Here is a 23279-nt window from a genome sequence, read left to right as displayed (position 1 = left end):
AAGCGAAATTCGCGCAAGGGAGAGCATGGAACCGATCACGTTCAAACAGTGTTTCAAGGGGGCATGGCGCGACGGCTTCAACGCGTTGCGTCAACGGCCCTGGCTAAGCCTGGCGATTGCCGTCGTCTTCCTCGTGACGTCTGGACTTAGCGTTTCGCTCGATCAGCTCGCACGCACCGCATCGCAAATCGGCGAACCCGCCCTCTATCGTCTGCGCATTGCGCTCATGTCGTTCGGCGTTTTTTTCGCGAATCTCGTCGCGTTCTCCGTGCTCGTCATCCATGTCTTTCGCTATACGATTCTCGGCCCCGACGCCGCCCGGCAAGGGCGGTGGTATGGGCGCGATCTCTGGCGCTATCTCTGGACGTCAACCCAGGTTTTCGTCGGCTTCGCGACGGTGTGGCTGGTCGTCGGCATCGGAGTGGTGTTGGCGATGCGGGCAACGGGACACGGAAATTCGTCTGCGGGGCTTGCCACATTTTGCGTGCTGTTGATCTGTATGGTGCTCTACGTGCTGACGCGCGTATCGCTGATCTTTGCCCAGATTGGCGCCGGACGCAGCAAGCGCTGGCGCGCCGCTTGGCAGGATTCGCGCGGGCACTTCTGGGCGATGTTCGGCACGACGATAGGGACGGTCTTGCCGTTGATTATTGCGGGCATTGTCGTGACGGCCCTGTTCGCAGCGTTGCTGCGCGTCGCGCCGGCCGCCAAGTCGGTAGCGCTCGGCACGCTTGTGCTTCAAACGGTGATGTCGGTGGCATGGATCGCGGTCTCCACGGGGAGCGCCGCATGGTTGTACCGGCGCTTCGCCGACCAGTTGCTGACGCTCGACGACGCACCGGACGACGTCTGAGGCGCGTGCCGCGCGCCCCAGGCGCTGCCATCCCTGTCAGGCAGCGTTGGCCGTTGCCGCGCTGCTCTCGAGCGTGCCGAAGCGGGCGTACTCGCCAAGGCCATCGGGCCATTGCGTAAGCACTTCGAAGCCCGTCTCCGTCACAGCCACCATGTGCTCCCACTGGGCAGACAACGAACGATCGCGCGTGACGACTGTCCAGCCATCCGCCAGTTGCTTCGTGTCCGGCTTGCCGGCATTGACCATCGGTTCGATGGTGAAGATCATTCCGGGGCGCAGCGTGAGCCCTGTGCCCGGGCGCCCGTAGTGCAGCACCTGCGGGTCGTCGTGATAGGTGGTGCCGATGCCGTGCCCGCAATAGTCGCGCACGATGCTGAAGCCTTCGCGATGCGCCACCGTCTGGATCGCGTAGCCGACGTCGCCCAGCGTGGCGCCCGGACGCACGGCCCTGATACCGGCGAGCATCGCCTCGAAGGTGGTGTCGACCAGACGCTTGGCAAGAATGCTCGGCTTGCCCGCGTAATACATGCGGCTCGTGTCGCCGAACCAGCCGTCCTTGATGAGGGCGACGTCGATGTTCACGATATCGCCGTCATGCAGCGTCTTTTCGCCGGGAATGCCGTGACAGACGACGTGATTCACCGACGCACACACGGTCTTCGGATAGCCGTGATAGCCGATATTGGCGGGGATCGCCTTCAGCTCGTCCACGATGAAGTCGTGACACAGGCGATCGAGTGCATCGGTCGTGACGCCGGGCTTGACGTGCTCGCCAATCATCGCGAGCACCTGCGCGGCCATTTCGCCTGCGCGGCGCGACAGGGCAATTTCTTCGTTCGATCGGATGACAACGCGTTCGCGCACCATTACGCCACCTTGTTGAATGCGGTGACGGGTGCACCGGTTGCTGGAGAAGCGGCGACCTCGGCCTCACTGGCCTGGACGCCATCGGATTCGATGAGCTTGCGGCAGATGTCGCCGTAACTCAGCGAGGGATTGAGTTCGGCGAGCATGCCCACGCGCAGCCAATGCTCGGCTTGCGCGTTGATCGAGCGGCTGAGTGCGCCGCTGGTGTTGCGCAACGCCGCGTGCATCTGCTCCGATATCTTGACGATACCCATGTTGCGGTCCTTTTATATACGAAGTAGCTACGAAACGTATATTATCAGACCCGTGTCCGGTTGTCTCGGCCGAGTGCAAGCGATTTGAAGTCGCGAGCGATCACACGGGGAATCGCTTTGCGCCAGGCTTGCTCAAAATGCGTTCGTCGCCTCGATCGCCCTAACCCGCATGATCAAAGCGCCGCGCCGCCAGAAAAGCATAGTTTTCCGACACAATAATCGTCTAATCCACTGCCGGTGCCGATGCAAATCGACGCGATTGCGACGCTCTGCACGTCCGGTCGGCTATCATGCCAGTCCTCCCCGAAGTAGCCCCTTATGATTTCCATCCGTAATCTCACGCTGCGCCGCGGCGTCAATGTCGTGCTCGACAGCGCGTCCGTCACCTTTGCCCCCGGCGAAAAGATTGGTCTCGTTGGCCGCAATGGTGCCGGCAAGTCCTCCTTCTTCGGTCTTCTCAATGGCACGCTGCATGAAGATAGCGGCGAGTTCTCCATTCCCACTACATGGAAGATGGGCCAGGTCGCGCAGGAGATGCCGGAGACCGAGCAGGGCGCGACCGACTTCGTCGTCGAGGGTGACACCGTGCTGCTGGCCGCGCAGGCAGAAGTGGCCGCCGCCGAGGCCAGCGACGACGGCATGCGTATGGCGCACGCCTACATGAGCCTGCACGACGCCGGGGCTCATGATGCCTCCGCACGTGCCCAAGCGTTGATCCTTGGCCTTGGCTTCAGTGCCGCGCAGCTTAGCCAGCCGGTCAACAGTTTCTCCGGCGGCTGGCGCATGCGACTGCAGTTGGCGCGCGCGCTCATGTGCCCGTCCGACCTTCTGCTGCTCGACGAACCGACCAATCACCTCGACCTCGACGCGCTGGTTTGGCTGGAAGCGTGGCTCAAACGCTATCAGGGAACCCTTGTCGTGATCAGCCACGACCGCGAATTCCTCGATGCAGTGACGCAGGTGACCGTGCACGTCGACCATGCCAAGCTCGTGCGTTATGGCGGCAACTACAGCAAGTTCGAAGAGATGCGCGCTGAGCAACTCGTGTTGCAGCAGGCCGCGATGGCCAAGCAGGTGGAGAAAATGGCCCACTTGCAGAAATTCATCGATCGTTTCAAGGCCCAGGCGTCCAAGGCGAAACAGGCGCAGAGCCGGGTCAAGGCGCTCGAACGGATGGAGAAGATCGCACCGGTGCTCGCCGATGCCGAGTTCAACTTCGAGTTCAAGGAGCCCCTCAACGTTCCGAACCCGCTGTTGTCAATGCTTGACGCAAGCTTCGGCTACCCCGCGCCGGCCGGCGCACTGCCGGGCACGCCGCCCACGGTCATCGTGCGGGGCATCAACCGTTCCGTGCTGGCTGGGCAACGCATCGGAATTCTTGGCGCCAACGGCCAAGGCAAGTCCACGCTGGTGAAGACGGTGGCCCACGCGCTGGCGCCGATTGACGGAGAGATCAGCGAGGGCAAGGGCCTGAACATCGGCTACTTCGCACAGCAGGAGCTCGACGTGCTGCGCCCGCTCGACACGCCGATGGAACACATGATTCGCCTTGCCAGGGACACGCCGGCGCACATGCGCGCCCCGGGTCAGAGTGGCACCGAGCAATCGCTTCGCACGTTCCTCGGCACTTTCAACTTCAGCGGTGACATGGTCCATCAGGCGGTCAACACGATGAGCGGCGGTGAAAAGGCGCGGCTTGTGCTTTGCATGATCGTGTGGCAGCGCCCCAACCTGCTGCTGTTGGACGAGCCGACCAACCACCTCGACTTGGCCACACGCGAAGCGCTCGCCGTGGCGCTCAACGAATTCGAAGGCACGGTGATGCTGGTCAGTCACGACCGGGCGCTCCTGCGTGCCGTATGTGATGAGTTCTGGCTGGTCACCAAGGGCGGTGTCGAGCCGTTCGACGGCGATCTGGACGATTACCAGCAGTTTCTGCGCGACGAAGCTCGCCGCATGCGAGAGCAGACTGCGGCAGAGCCGCAGGCCATCGCCTGAGCTCCCAGCGGGAGGGTGGTGCACGTGGCAAGGGAGGCGACGTGCACCGCCGACCGGCTACCCTTTGCTCGCGTGTAACCTCAGCGGCGTTGGTACTTCTTAAGCGTCTGGTCGTGCATCGGGAGTTAAGCGCGCAGAGTTCGGCCGCTTTGGCGATTCGAAATCGCTTGGGGCTGGGCGTTGGGAAATGCACATCGACGTTGGCCGGGATATCGCGTGTACTGCCGGCAAGCGGGTGAGATCACTTGACCTATCGGTTCCAGGTTGCTCTAACTCAACGCGGAAAGCCGTCGTGGCCGTTGGCTGTACACGCCGAGGTGATCGATCCGGGAAGTGATGAATACGCCTGACGTACGTGATCGCGAACGTGGCGGTATGCGCAAAGGCACACAACATCCGTTACACCGGGTGAGCCGCCGCCCGGCCGTGCTGGCCCCAATAGCAACTCAGGGTCAGAAACTGCCCTCGTTCATGACCGTTTCCGGCCGGAAGCGGACGGTGGACCACGGGGCGTCAGTGTCCGTTTCGCATACGTAACCGGCGATTCGATGTCGCCTCGCCAATTCGCCAGTTCGCCGAAGCAGCACTAGCGCGCGCCAGCGCGCTAGTGATTGCCTGTGAGTTCCACGACGAACTCAAGAAAAGCACGGGTCTTTGCCGGCACGTGGTGCCGAGATGCGTAGTAGACGTATAACGGATACCGTTCGTCTACCCATTCGGGAAAGAGATTGATCAACCGGCCATCGGCAATCAGGGGCTCCGCGCCAAGCAGCAACATCTGCGCAATCCCAGAACCGGCGAGACATGCGTTGAGCAAGGCACCAGGATCGTTGACCGTGAGTCGTCCCTGAGTGTCGACCACGATGCGTTTTTGCTTGCGATGAAATTCCCACTGGAACGGCTTGCCTGTCTCCGGGTTGCGAAATTCAAGGCATCTGTGCCTTCGATCTTGCAGGTCCTCGGGTTTTGCCGGTCGTCCCCAGCGAGCAATGTACGAGGGCGCTGCGACCGTCACGATGCGGGTGTCGAGCAGCTTTCTCGCGACCAGGGTTGACGCTTTGGGTTTGCCGAATCGCACGGCGAGGTCGAAGCCGTCCACGACGAGGTCGCCAAGGCTGTCTCGCGCGATGAACTCGATTTCGAGTTCGGGGTGTGCGTCCATGAACGCATCCAGTTGTTGCCCGAGAATGGTCCGGTAGACGACAGGATCCAAATTGATTCTCAGCTTTCCACGCACAGCGGACGCGCCGCCTGCCGCAGCGGCCGCAGCTTCCTCAAGTCCGGCGAGATGGGGCATGACCTGCTCGTAAAAGCGGCGGCCCTCTTCAGTCAAGGATACGGAGCGCGTTGTCCGGCTGAAGAGCCGGATGTTCAACCTTTTTTCCAACCGCGCAATCGCCCGACTGACGCCCGGCGGCGTCATTCCTATCACTTCCGAAGCGGCCACAAACGTTCCCGCGTCCACTACGGCGGCAAACACGCTAATGCTGCCGGAAAGCTTCTCGCTGCTGGATCTCATGGTTGCTCGAGTTAATACGTGTGGCGTAGCGCGGTCGACCGCGTGAAAGCAAACGCTGCGCCGCGCAGCAGTGGGCATGTCCGTTGATCATGCCAAATTGATGACACTTTGTCACTTATCTTATGACATCCATGTCATTTTGTTTTGCTTAGTGCCTGGCCAGAATACGTCTCACCGAGACATCCGCTGGACGCTTCAACGGGAACCGCTTGCGGCGCACGTCTTTCAGCCATCACTGAAGCACTGTAGTGCCGCGATTCATTCATTCGGGAAGAAACGGAAAATGGCAGTTCAAACAGATCGTCGTCGTCTTCTGAAGGGTGCGTCGAGCCTGCTGGCTCTTGCGACACTTGGTGGCGTCGCAAGCCGCGACGCGCGGGCAGTATCGCAGCGCACGAGTGGCGACGCCGCGCTGGCCGATCATCCGGCCTACAGTTCGATCGATCAATGCCTGCAGAGGGCGGTGGACGACGGCACGGTTGCCGGTGTTGTCGCCATGGGCGCAACCGACCGCGGACTGGTTTACGAGGGAGCATGCGGCCGGGCGAACGCCCGTACTGGCGAGGCCATTAATCCCGACACAGTCTTCTGGCTTCTGTCGATGACAAAGGCGATTACCGCAACCGCGTGCATGCAGCTCATCGAACAGGGCAGACTGCGGCTGGATCAACCTGCGGGCGAGATGCTGCCGCAGTTGAAGTCGCCTCAAATCCTTGAAGGATTCGACGCCTCCGGGCAGCCCAAGCTGCGTCCTGCGCGCAATGCGATTACGGTGCGCCATCTCCTCACGCATACCTCCGGATTCACCTACAGCATCTGGAGCGACAAGCTAAGCCGGTACGAGACAGTAACGGGCATGCCGGACATCGGCTATTCGATGAACGGTGCATTCGCGGCACCGCTCGAATTCGAGCCGGGCGAGCGCTGGGAGTACGGCATCAGCATGGACTGGCTCGGCAAACTGGTCGAGGCCGTGACCGATCAGTCGCTGGAAGTCTACTTCCGCGAGCACATCTTCGCTCCGTTGGGTATGCGCAACACGGGCTTTCTCATCGGTAGCGAGCAGAAGCGGCGCGTCGCGACCATGCACAGGCGTCACGCGGACGGCTCACTCGCGCCCGAGCCGTTCGAGATCAACCAGCGCCCCGAATTTTTCATGGGCGGAGGCGGACTCTTCAGCACGCCACGCGACTACATGGCGTTCCTGCAAATGTTGTTGAACGGCGGTACCTATCGCGGCGAACGCGTGCTACGAGCCGACACCGTCGCAACAATGTTCCGCAATCACATTGGCGACCTGCAGGTCACGGAGATGAAGACGGCGCAGCCGTCCTGGTCGAACAGTTTCGATCAGTTTCCGGGCACTGCGCATAAGTGGGGGCTGTCGTTCGACATCAATATGCAGCCAGGACCCCACGGACGAAGCGCAGGCAGTGTGAGCTGGGCCGGATTGTTGAACACCTACTTCTGGGTGGATCCGGTCAAGCGGGTCGCCGGATCGCTTTTTACGCAGATGCTGCCCTTCTACGATGCGCGCGTCGTGAACCTCTACGGACAGTTCGAGCAGGCGTTTTACGACGGATTGCGTCGCGCCTGAGCGATTGAGCGTCGGCACATTCACGCTGCGCCAACCGATTTATCCACACATGGAGAACGAGCAATGTATGTAATCACAGGAATCACCGGCAAGGTGGGCGGCGCACTGGCCCGCGAACTACTGGCTGCGGGTCAGTCGGTGCGCGCAGTCGTGCGCGATGCGACGCGGGCAGAGACTTGGGCACAGCGAGGTTGCGAGATCGCGAGGGCTCGCATGGAAGACACTTCGTCGCTCGCCGCTGCGTTCGAAGGCGCGACCGGCGTTTTCATCCTGCCGCCTTCGGAGTTCGATCCGGAACCTGGCTTTCCCGAAGCGCGCACGGTAATTGAGGCTGTGTCCGCAGCTCTCCTGGAGGCACGGCCCGGCAAGGTCGTTTGCCTGTCGACGATCGGCGCGCAGGCGGACGAGGTCAACCTGCTCACTCAACGCACGCTGATGGAGCAGGCGCTGCGCGAGATGCCGATGCCCGTGACGTTCCTGCGGCCAGGCTGGTTCATGGAGAACGCCGCATGGGATGTTGCGTCCGCAAGCGACGATGGAGTGATTGCCAGTTACCTGCAGCCGCTCGACAAGCCGGTGCCGATGGTCGCCACCGCAGACGTCGGCCGCGTTGCTGCCGACCTCCTTCAGCAGACGTGGCGCGGTGTGCGCGTCGTCGAGCTTGAAGGTCCACGCCGGGTGAGTCCGAACGATCTCGCAGCGGCTTTCGCGTGCGTGTTGCGTCGTGAGGTACGTGCGGAAGTGGTCGAAAGGCAGACCTGGGAAGCGCTGTTCCGCACGGAGGGCATGAAGCATCCTCTACCTCGCATGCGCATGCTGGACGGCTTCAACGAAGGCTGGATCGATTTCGAAAGCAGCCCTGATGGAATCTTGCGCGGCCACGTCGAACTGGAGACCATTCTGGGCGAGCTTGTGTCGCGTCGCACCTGACCAGAGCCGATAGCGCGATGCGCGGACTCAAGGTCTTGTTACTCCTGATCCGACGATGAGTTGGTATGAAGAAGGGCGGTTCAGTGACGAGCAGATCGTGCCACTGTCGCGCACGCCGTTCTGTTTTACCTGTGCTCGCCAACCACTGGAAGTCTTCGTAACCGATGCCAAAACGGGGAGTTGGTGCGAGGAAGGGGACTCGAACCCCTACACCCTTGCGGGCGTCAGGACCTAAACCTGGTGCGTCTACCAATTTCGCCATCCTCGCAGCCCGTGGGCGTCGGTCACCTAGATACAGGTACGACACCCCAGCATCGGGTCGACGGCATGCGTCCTGTCGGACATGAAAAAGGGCGACTCGTCGCCGCCCCGCTCGCATGCGTCAAAGCAGGCGAGAATTCTACACGAACTGATAATCACCGGCAATCTCACGCAGCGCCCAACCCCGCCCGGCCCTTCCCACGCCGCCGCCAAGCCCTCAATGCTAGAATTCGCCCCAATTCACGGCATTTGCCCCACGTGCGCGCCCGCGCACCGGCATCCGGGCACCTGACCCAACCGATACCCCATTCGCATGCAACCCCACCAGACCGCCGACGACACCTCCGGCACCCCCGCCAGTCCCGCGCAGGCCACCGCGTATTGCCGCCAGAAGGCCGGCCCTCCCGGCTCCGCTCTCTACTACGCACTACTCCAGTTACCGCCGTCCAAGCGCGACCCCGCCTACGCCGTCCACGCGTTCTTCCAGGAAATCGCCGATATCCATGCCGCCGTCCATGACCCGGGCGTCGCCCACGCAAAGCTCGACTGGTGGCGCCAGGAACTCGCGCGACTCTTCTCCGGCTCCCCGGCTCACCCCGTCTCCCGCGCCCTTGCCCCCGTCGTCAAGCAACGCGGGCTCGACCGCGCCACGTTCGACGCCGTCCTGCATGGCGCAGAGATGGATCTGGCCCAGATGCGCTACCTCGACTTCGCCGGCCTCTCCCACTATTGCGACGCCGCCGGCGGTGCACCCGCCGTGCTCGCGGCCCACGTCTATGGCTTCGACGACCCGCAAACCCCCGCTAGTGCCCACGCCCTCGGCCACGCCATCACGCTCGGCCGACGCATCACCGACGCAGGCGTCGATGCACGTGCCGGCTACGTCTATTTCCCGATCAACGAGCTGCAACAATTCGGTGTGACCGCCGCCGATCTGCAAAACGGTAAGTACTCGCCCGCGTTCGTCGACCTCATGAAGTTCCAGCACACGCGCGCACGTCGTGCCATCACCGAGGCGGCAGCCGCCATCCCCAAACGAGATCGCCGCCAACAAAAGCCGCTGCTCGCCCTCGCCGCGCTGCAATTGGCCTTGATGGACGAAGTCGCCGCCAGCGATTACCAAGTGCTGCATCAACGGATCGATCTCACCCCGCTGCGTAAATTCTGGCGCGCCTGGCGCGCACGCTGACACGAACCGGCGGACAACACGCCCGGGCTCGCGACTTCGTCACGCCACCCGCGAACGACGCAGACACTCGGCCACGCCCGTCCGCCGGCGTCAACGTCAATGTCAGCGCGTCATGCGCGCAACACGTTCAACGGTTTGAACACGCCACCCAGCACCGGCTGCGGATCAAGCCCCCACCAGCGCTGCAGCACCGTCGCGTACACCTCGCGGAAATCGACGGCGAACGGCAAGTTGCCGTTGCCGTCGAGCCGATCCAAACGCGGCACGTCGCCGTAAAGCCCCCCTCGCACGCGACCGCCGACAATGAAATGCGGCGCCACCGTGCCATGATCCGTCCCCTGGCTCTGGTTCTGTCGCGCGCGCCGACCAAATTCCGCATAGGTGACGATCATCGTCGACTGCCAGCGATTCAACTCGATCAACCCTGCCCGCAACGCCATCACCCCCTGCGCCAATTGACGCAACAAATTCGCCTGCTGCCCCGGCTGGTTCTGGTGGGTATCAAACCCGTTGAGCGTCAGACGCAACACCGCAACCCCACGCCCGGGCTGCGGCACGCCCGCCGGCGAATCGGCAGCCGCGACCACCTGCAGCGCCGTTTTCACCCCATTGCCGAACGCCCCCGCCGGCATCGGCGCGCGCAACACATACTGCCCCTGCCGCGGACGCAACCCGTCCGCTGCCCTCACGATGTCGTTCTCCACACGCAGTACATGCGCCAACGCAGGATTGCTCACCCTCGCCGCATTCGCCGATACAAGATTGGCCTCGCGCAGGAATTGCGCAGGATTGGTCAACGTCACCGCGCGCGCACCGCCGCCCAACGGCCCTAGCTCAGCACTGCCCACGATCACCCCATCGGCATCGAACCCGGGCGGCACGGCCCGCTGCGAGAACGCTCGCGACAACCAGCCGTCGCGCAAATATTCGTCCGACCGGGACGCCGTATTCCAAATCTCGATAGACCGGAAATGCGACAGGTTCGGCTGCGGATACCCCACCCCCTGCACGATCGCCAACTCGTTCGCCTGCCACATCGGCAGCAACGCGCCCATCGCCGGATGTAAGCCGCTACGCTCATCGAGTTGCACGACCTGATCCCGCGCGATACCAATGCTGGGGCGCAGAGTCGCATACAGCGGATCGGCATAGGGAATGACGGTGTTCAATCCATCGTTCCCGCCTTTGAGTTCGATAAGGATCAGCAGATTGCCGTAGTTGCCACCCGTGCCCTGCCGTATCCCGGACAGATCATGTGCCGCCCCGAACACCGGCATCGGCGTGAGCCACGCCGCGCCAAGACCACTAGCGAAAGTCAGAAAATCGCGTCGACGCATCTCACACCTCTCTCGGCCCGCTTCGCAACCCTGCGAAGTCGTCGTCCAATGACACACCCACGTCCTACCGCTCGCTATCGAGTCATCACTTCAACTGATACACGGGATCCATCAACAACCCCTGCAAGTAGGCCGCGCTGTTCACGCCAGCGGTCTGCGGCGCCGCGGGTTTGAGGGGCAACACGGCCCGCTGCAACGCCTCGCGCGACGCAGCGTCTGGAACGTCGACCGGCCCCAGCGCGTAAGGTTGCAGCCAGCGCGACAGATCGAAGCGCACGCCCGCCACCGTTCTCGCCAACGATGGCACCGCTCCCAACGCCATGCGCTGCATCCCCGTTCGCGCCGACAACGACAGGGTCGGCGACACCGTCGACGCACCGCCCGCATTCGCGTTCTCCGTCGCACGGAACATGCGCTCGACAAACTGCTTGCGCGCAAGCAACGTGGTGCTGTCGATCCACGCGTCGCCGCCCGGCCATCCCTTCACATTGGGAGGACGGAACAGGTCCTGCCCGAGAACACGCATCTGCCGCGCCAGCAACTGCGGATCGTCGTAGCCGATGTCGAACTCGCGCACCGTATCGGTCACGAATTCAGCCGGCGATTTGACCAACGTCCCGCGGGTTCGGGCGTCCCAGAAGGCGGGGGTCAGCAACAACGCACGCAATGCCACGCGAATGTCGTAGCCGCTCGCGCGAAAGCGGCTCGCGATACGCTCCACCTGCACCGGATCCGGGGTAGGAGACACGAATTCGCGCCACAGCTTGCCGGTGATGAACGTCGCGGTCTCCGAACGCGCCAGCAAGATGTCGAGCATCTGGTCGCCATCGAAGTCGCCGGTCTGGTTCAGCACCGTCTTCGTGCCCGCATCGTGAAGTTTGGGGCGCCAGACATACGTCATCGTCGCCCGATCGATGCCCCAGCCGGTGTAGGCACGCGCCGCCTCGCGCACATCCTGCTCTGTGTAATGTCCTTCGCCGAGCGTAAACAACTCCATGACTTCACGCGCGAAGTTCTCGTTGGGGCGCCCCTTACGGCTACCCGCACCATCGAGATACACGAGCATGGCCGGGTCCTTCGACACGGCATGCAGCAGCGTCCCGAAGTTGCCAAGCGCGTTCGCGCGCAGCAAGACGTTCTGCCGATAAAGCATGACGGGCTCACGCACCTTGTCGTCGCTCGACACGAAGTGGTTGTGCCAGAACATCGTCATGCGCTCCGTGAGCGGTGACGGCGTCGTGGCCATCTCCTGCGCCCACCATGCCGCCAGCGACGCCGCCATACGGTTGCGCCGCTGGTTCAGCTCGCGACGCTGCTCGACTGTCATGGACTTGACCGGCGCGCCATACAGCGGCGGATCTTCAACCCAGGCGGGCGGCGGCGTCACGGCCATGCGGCGCGCTCGCGACAACAGAAGATCGACGGCTTGCGCACGCGTGCGTCCAACGAACGGGGCGAGTTCGCGCGCGTCAGGCGAGTAGCCGGTGCGTGCTAGCAAATAGCGCGCGTCGTCGGCAGTGAGCGGGCGCGTCGCGCGATCGGCATCGGCAGCACCGGCGGCCCCGGTTGCGCGTGGCGCCGTCGCACTCGCAGCATGCGCCGCGCCGGCAGGCCGCGTCGGCGACGCGTGACCGACGAGCGGCCACGCCAGCCACACGATGGCAAGCACACCAGACGTCAGCCGCCCAGGCATCCACGACATCGACGACGGCAGGCGACGCAGCACGGCGATCATCGCCCTGACACCGTTCGTCGCCTCAATGCCCTTTCGGCAGGCGCAAAAAAAGCCGGCGTCGACGCAGGCTGGCAAGTTTGGGGTGGGCTTCATGGGACGCTCGCGTCATCGTGACATCACTGGCGTTTTTGGGAAGCGTTTGGCGACGCTGCGGTGCCCTCTCGATCCACGATCCATGAGGGCGCGCGTCTTTATCATTAGTGAGTGTACAACTCGCGCACGGCGTCCTGAATATGTTGCCGTAGCAGGCGCCGGTCTTCCGGCGACATGTGACCATTGGGACGACGGCCCGGCGGCGCGGGGGGAAACTCGTCGTTGCGGCGCGCAGCACCGGAATCGTTCTGCGACGGCTCGCGCTTCGTCGGATTGCGGGGCGATGGCGCAGGCCCCGCGTGCTGGAAGCGCGGGCCGCTCACCCGATGCAACTGCGCACTGAAATGTGCGACGGGACGGGCGTACGTCACGCTCAGGTGTCCCCAGAGCATGATTCCCCCGATCAGTAGCGTCCACTCAGCAGCCCATCTCATCTTTTGCGTATGTCCTTCATGCCATGCCGCAGGTTTTCCCCCTGGCAGGGGTGCAAGTGTACCCACAGCCTATGGTCAGCGCGCAAGCTGTAGGGTAAATTGTGTAACCCTTTGTAACCCGCTTTGGCGGCCCCATCAGTTCGTAACATTTCGGGCTAAGATACGTGGCATGGAAAACAAAAACTCTCCCAAAATTCTGGTTGTCGACGACGATCCGCGACTGCGCGACCTGCTTCGTCGTTACCTCGGGGAACAGGGTTTCAATGTCTTCGTGGCGGAAAATGCAACAGCCATGAACAAGCTTTGGGTGCGCGAGCGTTTCGATCTGCTCGTGCTGGATCTGATGCTCCCCGGTGAAGACGGCCTGTCGATTTGTCGCCGCCTGCGTGGCGCCAACGACCGCACGCCGATCATCATGTTAACGGCCAAAGGCGAGGATGTCGACCGTATCGTCGGCCTCGAAATGGGCGCGGACGATTACCTGCCCAAGCCCTTCAATCCGCGCGAACTCGTCGCGCGCATTCACGCCGTGCTGCGCCGTCAGGCACCGCCCGAACTCCCCGGCGCGCCCAGCGAAACCATGGAGACGTTCGAGTTCGGCGACTTCTCCCTGAACCTCGCCACGCGCACGCTCACGAAGAACGGCCAGGAGATCGCGCTCACGACGGGCGAGTTCTCGGTGCTCAAAGTGTTCGCGCGTCATCCGCGTCAGCCGCTGTCGCGCGAAAAGCTGATGGAGTTGGCACGCGGGCGCGAATACGAAGTGTTCGATCGCAGCCTCGACGTGCAGATCTCGCGTCTGCGCAAGCTGATCGAGCCGGATCCGGGCAGCCCCCGCTTTATCCAGACCGTGTGGGGCCTCGGCTACGTGTTCATTCCGGACGGCGGCGCGTGATCGTCCGCCTTTGCGTCTCAAGCAGCAAAACAACGCCGGTCGCGACACGCTCGCTGACCGGCGTTGCGTTGCGTCGCACGCCACATCCAACGGCGTACCGCGTGTCTCGTCCGGACACTCGCCATTCAGCACGTCGGGCCTGCCGACTCGCGCAAGTCACGCTTTAGACGGAGCAACCCCATGCATCCGATCCGGATGGTACGCGGGCTGTTCGGCGGTCTGTTCTGGCGTACCTTCTTCCTCATCGCACTGCTCATCGGCGTCAGCCTGGCCGCCTGGTACCAGAGCTTTCGCGTCATCGAGCGTGAGCCGCGCGCGCAACGTGTCGCGCAGCAGCTCGTATCGATTGTCAAGCTTACGCGCACCGCGCTGCTCTATTCGGAGCCCGATCTGCGTCGCGCCCTGCTGCAGGATCTCGAGAGCAACGAGGGGATTCGCGTGTACCCACGCGAGCCGGCTGACAAGATCGAGAAACAACCGGGCGGCGTGGTGCAGGACCTGATCGCGCGCGACGTGCAGCGCCGTCTGGGGACAGACACCGTCATCGCCGCCTCGGTCAACGAGATTCCAGCCATGTGGATCAGCTTCAAGATCGATGAAGACGACTATTGGGTCGCCATCGAACAGGACCGGATCGACACGGCCACCGGCCTTCAACTCTTCAGTTGGGGAACGTTCGCGCTGGCCCTCTCGCTCATCGGCGCCGCGTTCATCACCGCACTCGTGAACCGACCGTTCGCCAGGCTCGCCCACGCGGCTCGCGCCATCGGCGAAGGACAACGCCCCGACCCACTGCCCGAGCGCGGCATGGGCGAGGCCGCCGAGGCCAACCGGAGCTTCAATCAGATGGTGGAGGAACTCGAACGCCTCGACGCCGACCGGGCGCTGATGCTCGCGGGCATCTCGCACGATCTGCGCACTCCGCTGGCACGGCTGCGACTGGAAACAGAGATGAGTCCGTCCGACGAAACGGTCAAGCGCGACATGATCAGCGACATCGAACAGATGGACGACATCATCGGCCGATTCCTTGATTACGCCCGTCCGGCATCGCGAACGATGCAGTCGCTCGATTTGTCGGACATCGTCCGCGACACGGCACTCGCCTTCGAGGGCCGCGAAGACCTGAACCTGAGCACCGAACTCGCCGACGCCGCCCCTATACTCGCCGAACGCACCGACATCAAGCGTCTGCTCACGAACCTGATCGAGAACGCGCGCAAATATGGCCGCGACGCCAAAACCGATGTCGCCAACGTCCACATCACGACGCGCGTTCTCGGCGAACGCGTGGAAATGCGCGTGCGTGACACGGGTCCGGGCATCCCCGAGGACCAACTCACACTGGTCTTCCGCCCGTTCTATCGGGTGGACACCGCCCGTACAAAGGCAGACGGCACCGGCCTCGGCATGGCGATCGTTCAGCGCATCGCCACACGCTACAAAGGTCACGCCTCGTTGCACAATGTACGGCCGGGTCCAGGCCTTGAAATCATCGTGTCATTTCCGCTTGCTAAATAACGGTTTGCGGAATTTTGTCTATGCTCAAGGCTTTCCCGCCCAATGTTGAGCACGATCCTATCGACGGGATTTGTTTTAACTATCTCCGGAATAAAAATAAACTATTGCTGTCGATTATTCGATAGCGTATGATGTATAGGTTGACCGGGATCAGCGGATTTCGGTCAGTTGCTGGTTGCGATGTCCCAGCGACATCTCGACATAAACCGCACTAATTTAGGAGTCAATCGATGAAGACTGTCGGCGACAAACTCGAAGCATTCTCGGTAGAAGCTGCCAAGCCTGGCTTCAACAACCACGAAGAAAACGGCGTCTCGGCTTTCGAAACGATCACCGAAGCCTCGTTCCCGGGCAAGTGGAAGATCATTTACTTCTACCCGAAGGACTTCACCTTCGTGTGCCCGACCGAAATCGTTGAGTTCGCCAAGCTGGCCAACGACTTCGCAGAGCGTGACGCTGTCCTGCTCGGCGGCTCGGGCGACAACGAATTCGTGAAGCTGGCATGGCGTCGTGAACACAAGGACCTGAACAAGCTGAATCACTACTCGTTCGGCGACACGACGGGTGCCCTGATCGACCAACTCGGCGTGCGCGACAAGGCCGCCGGCGTGGCCTTGCGTGCCACGTTCATCGTCGATCCGGACAACGTCATCCAGCACGTTTCGGTGAACAACCTGAACGTCGGTCGCAACCCGGAAGAAGTACTGCGTATTCTGGACGGTCTGCAAACGGACGAACTCTGCCCGTGCAACCGCGCTGTTGGCGGTGCAACGCTGTAAGCGTCGTCTCGAAGCCCGCGAAAGCGGGCTTTTTCAGCCCAAAGCAATAGGAGAAATTTATGGAATTCATCACCGCGATTAAGGCGCAAATCCCTGACTACGCCAAGGACATCCGCCTGAACCTCGACGGCACCATCGCCCGCTCCTCGCTGGAAGGCAACGACGCCGTGGGTGTGGCCTTCGCCGCCGCCTTTGCAGCCAAGAGCCAGCCGATCATCAAGGCGATTCGCGAATCCGGCGTACTCGCTCCCGAAGAGCTGGAAGGCGCGTTGACCGCTGCCGCGCTCATGGGCATGAATAACACGTGGTATCCGTATCTCGAGATGGCCGACAACGCCGAACTGAAGAACGAGAAGGCCCAGCTTCGCATGAACGGCTACGCCACGCGCGGAGGCGTCGATCAGCGCCGTTTCGAGATGTATGCACTGGCGGCATCCATCGTCGGCAAGTGCCACTTTTGTGTGCAGTCGCACGCCCACCTGCTCGCCGCCGAGCACGGGATGAGCACCGCGCAACTGCGTGACGTCGGCCGTATCGCCGCCGTTGTCAATGCCGCCGCGCAAGTCATCGCCGCCGAGGCTGCCTGAGTCCGCAAGCGCTGAAGCACCCACGCGCCGAGGCCGGCGCAAACCGCCAATGCGACAACGGCGCTACCGGGTTCAACCGTTAGCGCCGTTGTGCGTGATGGATTGTGCTGCGCGGCGGTCACGATGTTGCGTGCGGCGCCGCCATCACCTCAGCCGGCAACAAGCAAGGCTGCCGCCTGCGCTTCAATTCCTTCCTGACGACCGAGATAGCCCAGCTTTTCGTTCGTCTTCGCCTTCACGTTCACCTGACCGACGGTGACGCCCAGCGCGTCGGCAATCGACTGCGTCATCGCCGCGATATGCGGCGCGAGCTTCGGCGCCTGCGCAATCACCGTGCAGTCGACGTTGACGATCTCATAGCCGTGCTCACGCACGCGCCGCATGGCTTCCTGGAGCAAAACCACGCTGTTCGCGCCCTTGAACGTGGGATCGGTGTCGGGAAAGTGACGTCCGATGTCGCCCAGCGCCGCCGCGCCGAGCACGGCATCGGTGATGGCGTGCAGGAGCACGTCGGCGTCCGAATGGCCGAGCAGGCCGCGATCGAACGGGATCGTCACGCCCCCCATCACGAGCGGGCGTCCCGGCACGAGGGCGTGCACGTCGTAGCCTTGGCCGATGCGCAGCTTCGACAACGTCGCGAGCAGGGAATGAGAAACAGCTTGTTCAGTCATGGAGAGTCGCCAAATGCGAAAGAATGCGGGGCGTCGTTTCGGGGCTGCGGCGCGTGCCGAGCCCTCAAACGGACTTGGCAGCGCCGAGGAAGGCCTCGGCGAGCGCGAAATCTTCGGGATACGTCACCTTGAAGTTGCGCAGGCTGCCACGAACGAGCTTCGGCGCGTGACCGATCCGTTCAATGGCACTGGCTTCGTCGGTCACTTCGGCCCCCGAGGCGAGCGCGTCTTCCAGCGCGTGACGCAGCATGCCGAGGCGAAACATCTGCGGGGTTTGCGCCTGCCAAAGGCCGTCGCGCGACTCGGTCGCCTGCACGGCCGCCAACCCGCCATGCGCCGTCGGCGTCTGCTCGCGCTTGAGCGTGTCGGCCACGGGCAAGGCCAGGATGCCGCCGACCGGATCGTCGCGCAGCGCCTCGACCAGCGCGCGAATCAGCGCCGGCGTAATGCCGGGACGCGCCGCATCGTGCACCAGCACCCAGTCGCTGTCCTGCGCCCCGAACTCGGTGAGCGCCTGCAGCCCGCCGAGCACCGACGCATGCCGCGACGGCCCGCCGCAACGTCGCACCGCAAAACGCAGCGGGCCGAAGCGCCTGCCGTCGAAATGATTGTCGTCGGGCGCCAGCACCAGCACGGTCTGAGCGAACTCGGAACAGGCGTCGAACGCGGCGAGCGCATAGTGCAGCATGGCGCGTCCGCCCACGCTTCGGTATTGCTTGGGCACGTCGGCCCCGGCGCGGACACCCGCCCCGGCACACGGGATGACGGCAAAAAGTCGGTCGCTCACAATAAAACGCAGGTAAGAGGAAAGCAGGGATTTTATAATAGACGCTGACTGTCACGGGGCCCCATGCGAAAGGAGCCCCGTGCTTTGCCATTTCTGCAACGTTCCTCTATGTCCGCCGCCAACGCTCTATCCCGTAATACCGCGCCTGTGCCGCTCGTGAAAGCGGGACAGCGTTACGCCTTTGCCGGCTCGCACGCCTCGAGCGACGCCCTGCTCATCGCCCGCTATTTCAACGACAACCGCGAGCGCCTGCCGTTGCTCGCCGTCGTGTGCGCCCAGGCCACCGATGCCCTGCGCCTGCAGCAGGAACTCACGTGGTACGCGCCCGACGCCCGAGTGCGGCTGCTGCCCGACTGGGAAACGCTGCCGTACGACACGTTCTCGCCACATCAGGATCTCGTCTCCGAACGGCTCGCCACCCTGCACGACCTCGGGGAGAAGCGCTGTGACATCGTCCTGGTGCCCGCCACCACCGCGCTCTACCGCATGGCCCCCGCGAGCTTCATGGCGGCCTACACGTTCTTCTTCACGCAGGGCGAGCGGCTCGACGAAGCACGCTTGAAGTCGCAACTGACGCTGGCAGGCTACGAGCACGTGAGCCAGGTGATGCGGCCCGGTGAGTATTGTGTGCGCGGCGGACTGATCGACCTGTACCCGATGGGTTCGGCCCTGCCCTATCGTCTCGATCTGTTCGACGACACCGTCGACAGCATTCGCGCGTTCGACCCCGACACGCAACGCAGCCTGTATCCGGTCAAGGAAGTCCGCCTGCTGCCCGGGCGCGAATTCCCGTTCGACGACGCTGCCCGCACCGCCTTTCGCGGGCGCTGGCGCGAAGTGTTCGAAGGCGACCCGACCCGCAGCCCGATCTACAAGGACATCGGCAGCGGCGTGCCGTCGGCCGGCATCGAGTATTACCTGCCGCTGTTCTTCGACGAAACGGCCACCCTGTTCCACTATCTGCCCGCCGACGCCCAACTGGTGTTCGTGGGCGATCTCGATGCGGCCATCCACCGTTTCTGGAACGACACGCGTCAACGCTACAACTTCCTGTCGCATGACCGCGAGCGGCCGCTGCTGCCGCCCGAGCAACTGTTCCTGCTCGATCAGGACTTCTTCACGCTCGCCAAGCCGTTCGCCCGCCTGACACTGCCCACGCCGGGCGACGGCAGTTGGGCAATCCCGTTGCCGCCGCTGGCCATCAACCGCCGCGCCGACGACCCGCTGGCCGCCCTGCGCGCCTATCTCGCCCGCACGCCAGCCCGCGTGCTGCTGTGCGCCGACTCGGCCGGCCGCCGCGAGACGCTGCTGCAACTGCTGCATGATAACGACCTGCATGCGCCGTCCGTCGAGTCGTTCGAAGACTTCCTGACGTCCGACGCGCGCTTTGCCATCGGCATCGCCCCGCTGGCCGCAGGCTTCCTGCTGCCGACGGAAGATCTCGCCTTCATCACCGAGAACGAGCTTTACGAGGGCCTCGCACGCCGCGCCGGCAAGCGCCGCCAGGAGCAGGCGACGTCGGTCGACTCGATGGTGCGAGATCTGGCCGAACTCAAGGTGGGCGACCCGGTCGTTCACAGCCAGCACGGCATCGGTCGCTATCAGGGCCTGGTCAGCATGGATCTCGGCGAAGGCGAGACCGAATTCCTGCATCTCGAATATTCGGGCGACAGCAAGCTGTACGTGCCCGTTTCGCAGTTGCATCTGATCTCGCGCTACAGCGGCGCCGATCCCGATACCGCACCGCTGCACGCGCTAGGCTCGGGCCAATGGGAAAAGGCGAAGCGCAAGGCGGCGCAGCAGATTCGCGATACCGCGGCCGAACTGCTCAACCTGTACGCCCGTCGTGCCGCGCGTTCCGGTTACGCTTTCGAACTGTCGCCGCGCGACTACGAGAAGTTCGCCGATAGCTTCGGCTTCGAGGAAACGCCGGATCAGGCGGCCGCCATTGCGGCCGTGATGAGCGACATGACGAGCGGCCGTCCGATGGACCGCCTCGTGTGCGGCGATGTCGGCTTCGGCAAGACCGAAGTGGCCTTGCGCGCTGCCTTCATTGCCGTGCTCGACGGCAAGCAGGTCGCCCTGCTGGCCCCGACCACGCTGCTCGCCGAACAGCACGCGCAAACCTTCTCCGATCGTTTTGCCGACTGGCCGGTACGCATCGCCGAACTCTCGCGCTTCAAGACCACCAAGGAAGTGAACGCGAGCGTGAAGGCCATCAACGAGGGACAAGTCGATATCGTGATCGGCACGCACAAGCTGCTGTCGAACGACATCCAGTTCCAGCGTCTGGGCCTCGTCATCATCGACGAGGAACATCGTTTCGGCGTGCGGCAGAAGGAAGCCCTCAAGGCGCTGCGTGCCGAGGTGGACGTGCTCACCCTGACCGCCACGCCGATTCCCCGTACGCTCGGCATGTCGCTCGAAGGCCTGCGCGACTTCTCGGTCATCGCGACCGCACCGCAGAAGCGTCTGGCGATCAAGACCTTCGTGCGCCGCGAAGAGGATGGCGTCATCCGCGAAGCCATGCTGCGCGAACTCAAGCGCGGCGGACAGGTGTACTTCCTGCACAACGAAGTCGAAACCATCGAGAACCGCAAGGCACAGTTGGAAGCCCTGGTGCCCGAGGCCCGCATCGTCGTGGCGCACGGACAAATGCACGAACGCGATCTCGAACGCGTGATGCGCGACTTCGTCTCGCAGCGCGCCAACGTGCTGCTGTGTACCACCATCATCGAGACCGGCATCGACGTGCCGACCGCCAACACGATCCTGATGCATCGTGCCGACAAGTTCGGTCTGGCGCAATTGCACCAGTTGCGCGGGCGCGTCGGGCGCTCGCATCACCAGGCCTACGCCTATCTGCTCGTCCACGATCCGAAGGCGTTGACCAAGCAGGCGCAGCGGCGTCTCGAAGCCATTCAGCAGATGGAAGAACTCGGCGCGGGCTTCTATCTCGCAATGCACGATCTGGAGATTCGCGGCGCGGGTGAAGTGCTGGGCGACAAGCAATCGGGCGAAATTCACGACATCGGGTTCCAGCTCTACTCCGACATGCTGGCCGACGCCGTGAGCGCATTGAAAGCCGGGCGCGAACCGGATCTCACCGCGCCGCTCTCCGCGACCACCGAAATCAATCTACATGTCCCAGCCATTCTGCCGAGCGATTTTTGCGGCGACGTGCAGGAGCGCCTCTCGCTCTACAAGCGCCTGGCCAACGGCACGCACGCCGACGCCATCGACACGATCCAGGAAGAACTCGTCGATCGCTTCGGCAAGCTGCCGCAACAGGCGCAGGCGCTGATCGAGACGCACCGCCTGCGACTGCTCGCCAAGCCACTGGGTATCGTCAAGATCGACGCGAGCGAAGACGCCATCGCCCTGCAATTCGAGCCGACCCCGCCCGTCGATCCGATGCGCATCATCGCGCTGGTGCAGACGCATCGCCATATCAAGCTCGCGGGACAGGACAAGCTGCGCATCGAAGCAAAGCACGTGCAACTGACCGATCGCGTACGCGCGATCAAGGAGACACTGCGCGCGCTCGGCACGCCGAACGCGAAAGCGGCCTGACACTCGCATGCGCGGGCCAACCCGCGCCCGACGCAGAGTTTCCCACCTGACGAGAATGGTTGTTCGCTCAACCTTTTACGTCTAAATTGTTTTTGAGTAATATTTCCCCAGTACCGGTACGTAGCAACGTATGACTGGAGATTCCCGGAGATTCGAATGACAAGCGCTTCCCCCCAAGCCATCGCCCCGCAGGGTGCCAACGAGGCCCAGCCGGCATCGCTCGACTGGATCACGAAGCTGGTCAGCATCGACACCACCAGCCGCGAATCGAACCTCGGCCTGATCGAGACGGTGCGCGACAGCCTCAAGCACGCTGGCGTCGAGCCGTGGCTGTCTTACGACGCCACCCAGCGCAAGGCCAATCTGTTCGTGACGCTGCCGGCCGCGGATGGCAACACGCAGGGCGGCATCGTGCTCTCGGGCCACACCGACGTGGTGCCGGTCGACGGTCAGCCATGGGACACCGATCCGTTCAAGCCGGTGGTGCGCGACGGCAATCTGTACGGCCGCGGCACGTGCGACATGAAGGGCTTCATCGGCTCGGTCATGACGTTGCTGCCGGAAATGCGCGACGCCAAACTCAAGACGCCGTTCCATTTTGCGTTCTCCTACGACGAGGAAATCGGTTGCGTGGGCGCACCGGTCATGCTCGCCGCATTGCGTGAGCGCGGCATTCGCCCGGACGGCTGCATCGTCGGCGAGCCGACGAGCATGCGCGTGATCGTCGCTCACAAGGGCATCAACGCCTACCAGTGCTGTGTGCGCGGTCATGCGGCGCACTCGTCGCTCACGCCGAAGGGCTCGAACGCGATCGAATACGCCGCGCGCCTGATCTGCTACATCCGCGATCTGGCAGATCACTTCAAGCAGAACGGTCCGTTCGACGAGTTGTTCGACGTACCGTTCACCACGGCGCAGACGGGCACGATCTCGGGCGGTATCGCCCTCAACACGATTCCGGCGCTGTGCGAGTTCGTGTTCGAATACCGCAACCTGCCGGGCGTGGATGCCGAAGGCATCTTCCAGCGCATTCAGCAATACGCCACGGACGAGTTGATCCCGAAGATGCAGAAAGAGCACCCGAACGCGGGTATCGAGTTCAAGCGGATTGCCGCGGCGCCGGCGCTGGACGCTTCGGAGCAGGACGCCATCACGCAACTCGTGCGCGCGCTGACCAAGGACACCGACAAGCGCAAGGTTGCTTATGGCACCGAAGCCGGCCAGTTCCAACGCGCAGGCGTGCCGTCGATCGTATGCGGGCCTGGCAATATCGAACAAGCCCACAAGCCCAATGAGTTCGTGTCGCTCGAACAGATCGCGCAGTGCGAGTCGTTCCTGCGCAAGCTGATCCGCAGCAACACCGTCGGCGCCTGAATCAACGCCTGACTCGCTCAGGCCG

At 63.2% G+C, this 23279-nt stretch carries 19 protein-coding genes and 1 tRNA gene; 11 read left to right on the top strand and 9 right to left on the bottom strand.

The genetic code is table 11. The annotated features are described in order from the left end of the window. Nucleotides 1-25 precede the first annotated feature (25 nt). Nucleotides 26-853 (top strand): hypothetical protein, encoded by an 828-nt coding sequence (locus tag PCE31107_RS09185; protein ID WP_150607900.1) that lies wholly within the window; start codon nt 26-28, stop codon nt 851-853. A 36-nt stretch (nt 854-889) separates the two neighbouring features. On the opposite strand, the gene map is transcribed toward PCE31107_RS09185, so the two are convergent. Both map and PCE31107_RS09175 read right to left on the bottom strand, forming a co-directional pair. After that, on the bottom strand, nt 890-1720 hold the full coding sequence (gene map / locus PCE31107_RS09180; RefSeq protein WP_174966597.1) for a type I methionyl aminopeptidase: 831 nt from the start codon (nt 1718-1720) through the stop codon (nt 890-892). Beyond that, nucleotides 1720-1974 (bottom strand): ParD-like family protein, encoded by a 255-nt coding sequence (locus tag PCE31107_RS09175; RefSeq protein WP_150607898.1) that lies wholly within the window; start codon nt 1972-1974, stop codon nt 1720-1722. Before PCE31107_RS09175 ends, map begins: the two co-directional genes overlap by 1 nt. Before the next feature lie 318 nt (nt 1975-2292). On the opposite strand from PCE31107_RS09175, the gene PCE31107_RS09170 reads away from it, so the two are divergent. Further along, nucleotides 2293-3972, top strand: coding sequence for an ABC-F family ATP-binding cassette domain-containing protein (locus tag PCE31107_RS09170; protein ID WP_150607896.1), 1680 nt, complete (start codon nt 2293-2295; stop codon nt 3970-3972). A 604-nt stretch (nt 3973-4576) separates the two neighbouring features. Here the strand turns inward: PCE31107_RS09170 and PCE31107_RS09165 are convergent. Continuing rightward, nucleotides 4577-5491: a LysR family transcriptional regulator gene (locus PCE31107_RS09165; protein ID WP_130026189.1), complete on the bottom strand. Its 915-nt coding sequence runs from the start codon at nt 5489-5491 to the stop codon at nt 4577-4579. 283 nt (nt 5492-5774) lie between these two features. On the opposite strand from PCE31107_RS09165, the gene PCE31107_RS09160 reads away from it, so the two are divergent. Beyond that, nucleotides 5775-7088 (top strand): serine hydrolase domain-containing protein, encoded by a 1314-nt coding sequence (locus PCE31107_RS09160; protein WP_150608440.1) that lies wholly within the window; start codon nt 5775-5777, stop codon nt 7086-7088. Nucleotides 7089-7151: 63 nt separating this feature from the next. Further along, complete coding sequence (locus PCE31107_RS09155) at nt 7152-8018, top strand: NmrA family NAD(P)-binding protein (RefSeq protein WP_150607894.1); 867 nt, start codon at nt 7152-7154, stop codon at nt 8016-8018. Nucleotides 8019-8199: 181 nt separating this feature from the next. On the opposite strand, the gene PCE31107_RS09150 is transcribed toward PCE31107_RS09155, so the two are convergent. Then, nucleotides 8200-8286 (bottom strand) — tRNA-Leu (locus PCE31107_RS09150). 306 nt (nt 8287-8592) lie between these two features. On the opposite strand from PCE31107_RS09150, the gene PCE31107_RS09145 reads away from it, so the two are divergent. Further along, a complete protein-coding gene (locus PCE31107_RS09145) occupies nt 8593-9468 on the top strand; it encodes a squalene/phytoene synthase family protein (protein WP_150607892.1) in 876 nt (291 codons plus the stop codon). A gap of 110 nt (nt 9469-9578) precedes the next feature. Here PCE31107_RS09145 and PCE31107_RS09140 read toward each other — a convergent pair whose 3' ends face one another. From PCE31107_RS09140 to PCE31107_RS09130, 3 genes are all read right to left on the bottom strand, one after another. Then, nucleotides 9579-10805 carry a DUF1501 domain-containing protein gene (locus tag PCE31107_RS09140; RefSeq protein ID WP_150607890.1) on the bottom strand — a complete coding sequence of 409 codons (1227 nt, stop codon included), beginning with the start codon at nt 10803-10805 and terminating at the stop codon, nt 9579-9581. Nucleotides 10806-10890: 85 nt separating this feature from the next. Then, on the bottom strand, nt 10891-12633 hold the full coding sequence (locus PCE31107_RS09135) for a DUF1800 domain-containing protein (protein WP_150607888.1): 1743 nt from the start codon (nt 12631-12633) through the stop codon (nt 10891-10893). A gap of 104 nt (nt 12634-12737) precedes the next feature. Continuing rightward, entirely contained in the window at nt 12738-13067 is a 330-nt protein-coding gene (locus PCE31107_RS09130) for a hypothetical protein (protein WP_150607886.1), read from the bottom strand. 169 nt (nt 13068-13236) lie between these two features. Here PCE31107_RS09130 and ompR point away from each other — a divergent pair, with 169 nt between their 5' ends. The 4 genes from ompR (at nt 13237) to PCE31107_RS09110 (ending at nt 16849) form a co-directional block, all read left to right on the top strand. Next, nucleotides 13237-13962, top strand: coding sequence for an osmolarity response regulator transcription factor OmpR (ompR, locus tag PCE31107_RS09125; RefSeq protein WP_017234082.1), 726 nt, complete (start codon nt 13237-13239; stop codon nt 13960-13962). A gap of 180 nt (nt 13963-14142) precedes the next feature. After that, complete coding sequence (locus PCE31107_RS09120) at nt 14143-15483, top strand: ATP-binding protein (RefSeq protein ID WP_150607884.1); 1341 nt, start codon at nt 14143-14145, stop codon at nt 15481-15483. 230 nt (nt 15484-15713) lie between these two features. After that, nucleotides 15714-16262: a peroxiredoxin gene (locus PCE31107_RS09115; RefSeq protein ID WP_150607882.1), complete on the top strand. Its 549-nt coding sequence runs from the start codon at nt 15714-15716 to the stop codon at nt 16260-16262. A gap of 59 nt (nt 16263-16321) precedes the next feature. Beyond that, nucleotides 16322-16849 carry a carboxymuconolactone decarboxylase family protein gene (locus PCE31107_RS09110; protein WP_150607880.1) on the top strand — a complete coding sequence of 176 codons (528 nt, stop codon included), beginning with the start codon at nt 16322-16324 and terminating at the stop codon, nt 16847-16849. Between the two features lie 149 nt (nt 16850-16998). On the opposite strand, the gene ispF is transcribed toward PCE31107_RS09110, so the two are convergent. After that, complete coding sequence (gene ispF, locus PCE31107_RS09105) at nt 16999-17520, bottom strand: 2-C-methyl-D-erythritol 2,4-cyclodiphosphate synthase (RefSeq protein WP_150607878.1); 522 nt, start codon at nt 17518-17520, stop codon at nt 16999-17001. Between the two features lie 64 nt (nt 17521-17584). Next, nucleotides 17585-18307, bottom strand: a complete 723-nt coding sequence (gene ispD, locus PCE31107_RS09100) for a 2-C-methyl-D-erythritol 4-phosphate cytidylyltransferase (protein ID WP_150607876.1) — start codon at nt 18305-18307, stop codon at nt 17585-17587. Between the two features lie 108 nt (nt 18308-18415). On the opposite strand from ispD, the gene mfd reads away from it, so the two are divergent. Together mfd and argE are read left to right on the top strand one after the other, a co-directional pair. Then, nucleotides 18416-21880: a transcription-repair coupling factor gene (gene mfd / locus PCE31107_RS09095; protein ID WP_150607874.1), complete on the top strand. Its 3465-nt coding sequence runs from the start codon at nt 18416-18418 to the stop codon at nt 21878-21880. A 156-nt stretch (nt 21881-22036) separates the two neighbouring features. Then, nucleotides 22037-23254, top strand: a complete 1218-nt coding sequence (gene argE / locus PCE31107_RS09090) for an acetylornithine deacetylase (protein ID WP_150607872.1) — start codon at nt 22037-22039, stop codon at nt 23252-23254. The last annotated feature ends 25 nt before the right edge of the window (nt 23255-23279 follow it).

Origin of the sequence: Pandoraea cepalis, from assembly GCF_902459625.1 — a bacterium.
In the GTDB taxonomy this organism is placed as follows: Bacteria; Pseudomonadota; Gammaproteobacteria; order Burkholderiales; family Burkholderiaceae; genus Pandoraea; species Pandoraea cepalis.
This window is presented reverse-complemented; position numbering and strand designations above follow the sequence as displayed.

Excerpts from the sequence above, each read along its gene's own strand:
- PCE31107_RS09145 (WP_150607892.1), top strand. The coding sequence starts at position 8,593 with ATGCAACCCCACCAGACCGCCGACGACACCTCCGGCACCCCCGCCAGT.
- PCE31107_RS09170 (WP_150607896.1), top strand. The coding sequence starts at position 2,293 with ATGATTTCCATCCGTAATCTCACGCTGCGCCGCGGCGTCAATGTCGTG.
- argE (WP_150607872.1), top strand. The coding sequence starts at position 22,037 with ATGACAAGCGCTTCCCCCCAAGCCATCGCCCCGCAGGGTGCCAACGAG.
- PCE31107_RS09165 (WP_130026189.1), bottom strand. The coding sequence starts at position 5,491 with ATGAGATCCAGCAGCGAGAAGCTTTCCGGCAGCATTAGCGTGTTTGCC.
- PCE31107_RS09110 (WP_150607880.1), top strand. The coding sequence starts at position 16,322 with ATGGAATTCATCACCGCGATTAAGGCGCAAATCCCTGACTACGCCAAG.
- PCE31107_RS09120 (WP_150607884.1), top strand. The coding sequence starts at position 14,143 with ATGCATCCGATCCGGATGGTACGCGGGCTGTTCGGCGGTCTGTTCTGG.
- PCE31107_RS09175 (WP_150607898.1), bottom strand. The coding sequence starts at position 1,974 with ATGGGTATCGTCAAGATATCGGAGCAGATGCACGCGGCGTTGCGCAAC.
- PCE31107_RS09130 (WP_150607886.1), bottom strand. The coding sequence starts at position 13,067 with ATGAGATGGGCTGCTGAGTGGACGCTACTGATCGGGGGAATCATGCTC.
- PCE31107_RS09135 (WP_150607888.1), bottom strand. The coding sequence starts at position 12,633 with ATGAAGCCCACCCCAAACTTGCCAGCCTGCGTCGACGCCGGCTTTTTT.
- mfd (WP_150607874.1), top strand. The coding sequence starts at position 18,416 with ATGTCCGCCGCCAACGCTCTATCCCGTAATACCGCGCCTGTGCCGCTC.
- PCE31107_RS09155 (WP_150607894.1), top strand. The coding sequence starts at position 7,152 with ATGTATGTAATCACAGGAATCACCGGCAAGGTGGGCGGCGCACTGGCC.
- ompR (WP_017234082.1), top strand. The coding sequence starts at position 13,237 with ATGGAAAACAAAAACTCTCCCAAAATTCTGGTTGTCGACGACGATCCG.
- ispF (WP_150607878.1), bottom strand. The coding sequence starts at position 17,520 with ATGACTGAACAAGCTGTTTCTCATTCCCTGCTCGCGACGTTGTCGAAG.
- PCE31107_RS09140 (WP_150607890.1), bottom strand. The coding sequence starts at position 10,805 with ATGCGTCGACGCGATTTTCTGACTTTCGCTAGTGGTCTTGGCGCGGCG.
- map (WP_174966597.1), bottom strand. The coding sequence starts at position 1,720 with ATGGTGCGCGAACGCGTTGTCATCCGATCGAACGAAGAAATTGCCCTG.
- PCE31107_RS09115 (WP_150607882.1), top strand. The coding sequence starts at position 15,714 with ATGAAGACTGTCGGCGACAAACTCGAAGCATTCTCGGTAGAAGCTGCC.
- PCE31107_RS09185 (WP_150607900.1), top strand. The coding sequence starts at position 26 with ATGGAACCGATCACGTTCAAACAGTGTTTCAAGGGGGCATGGCGCGAC.
- PCE31107_RS09160 (WP_150608440.1), top strand. The coding sequence starts at position 5,775 with ATGGCAGTTCAAACAGATCGTCGTCGTCTTCTGAAGGGTGCGTCGAGC.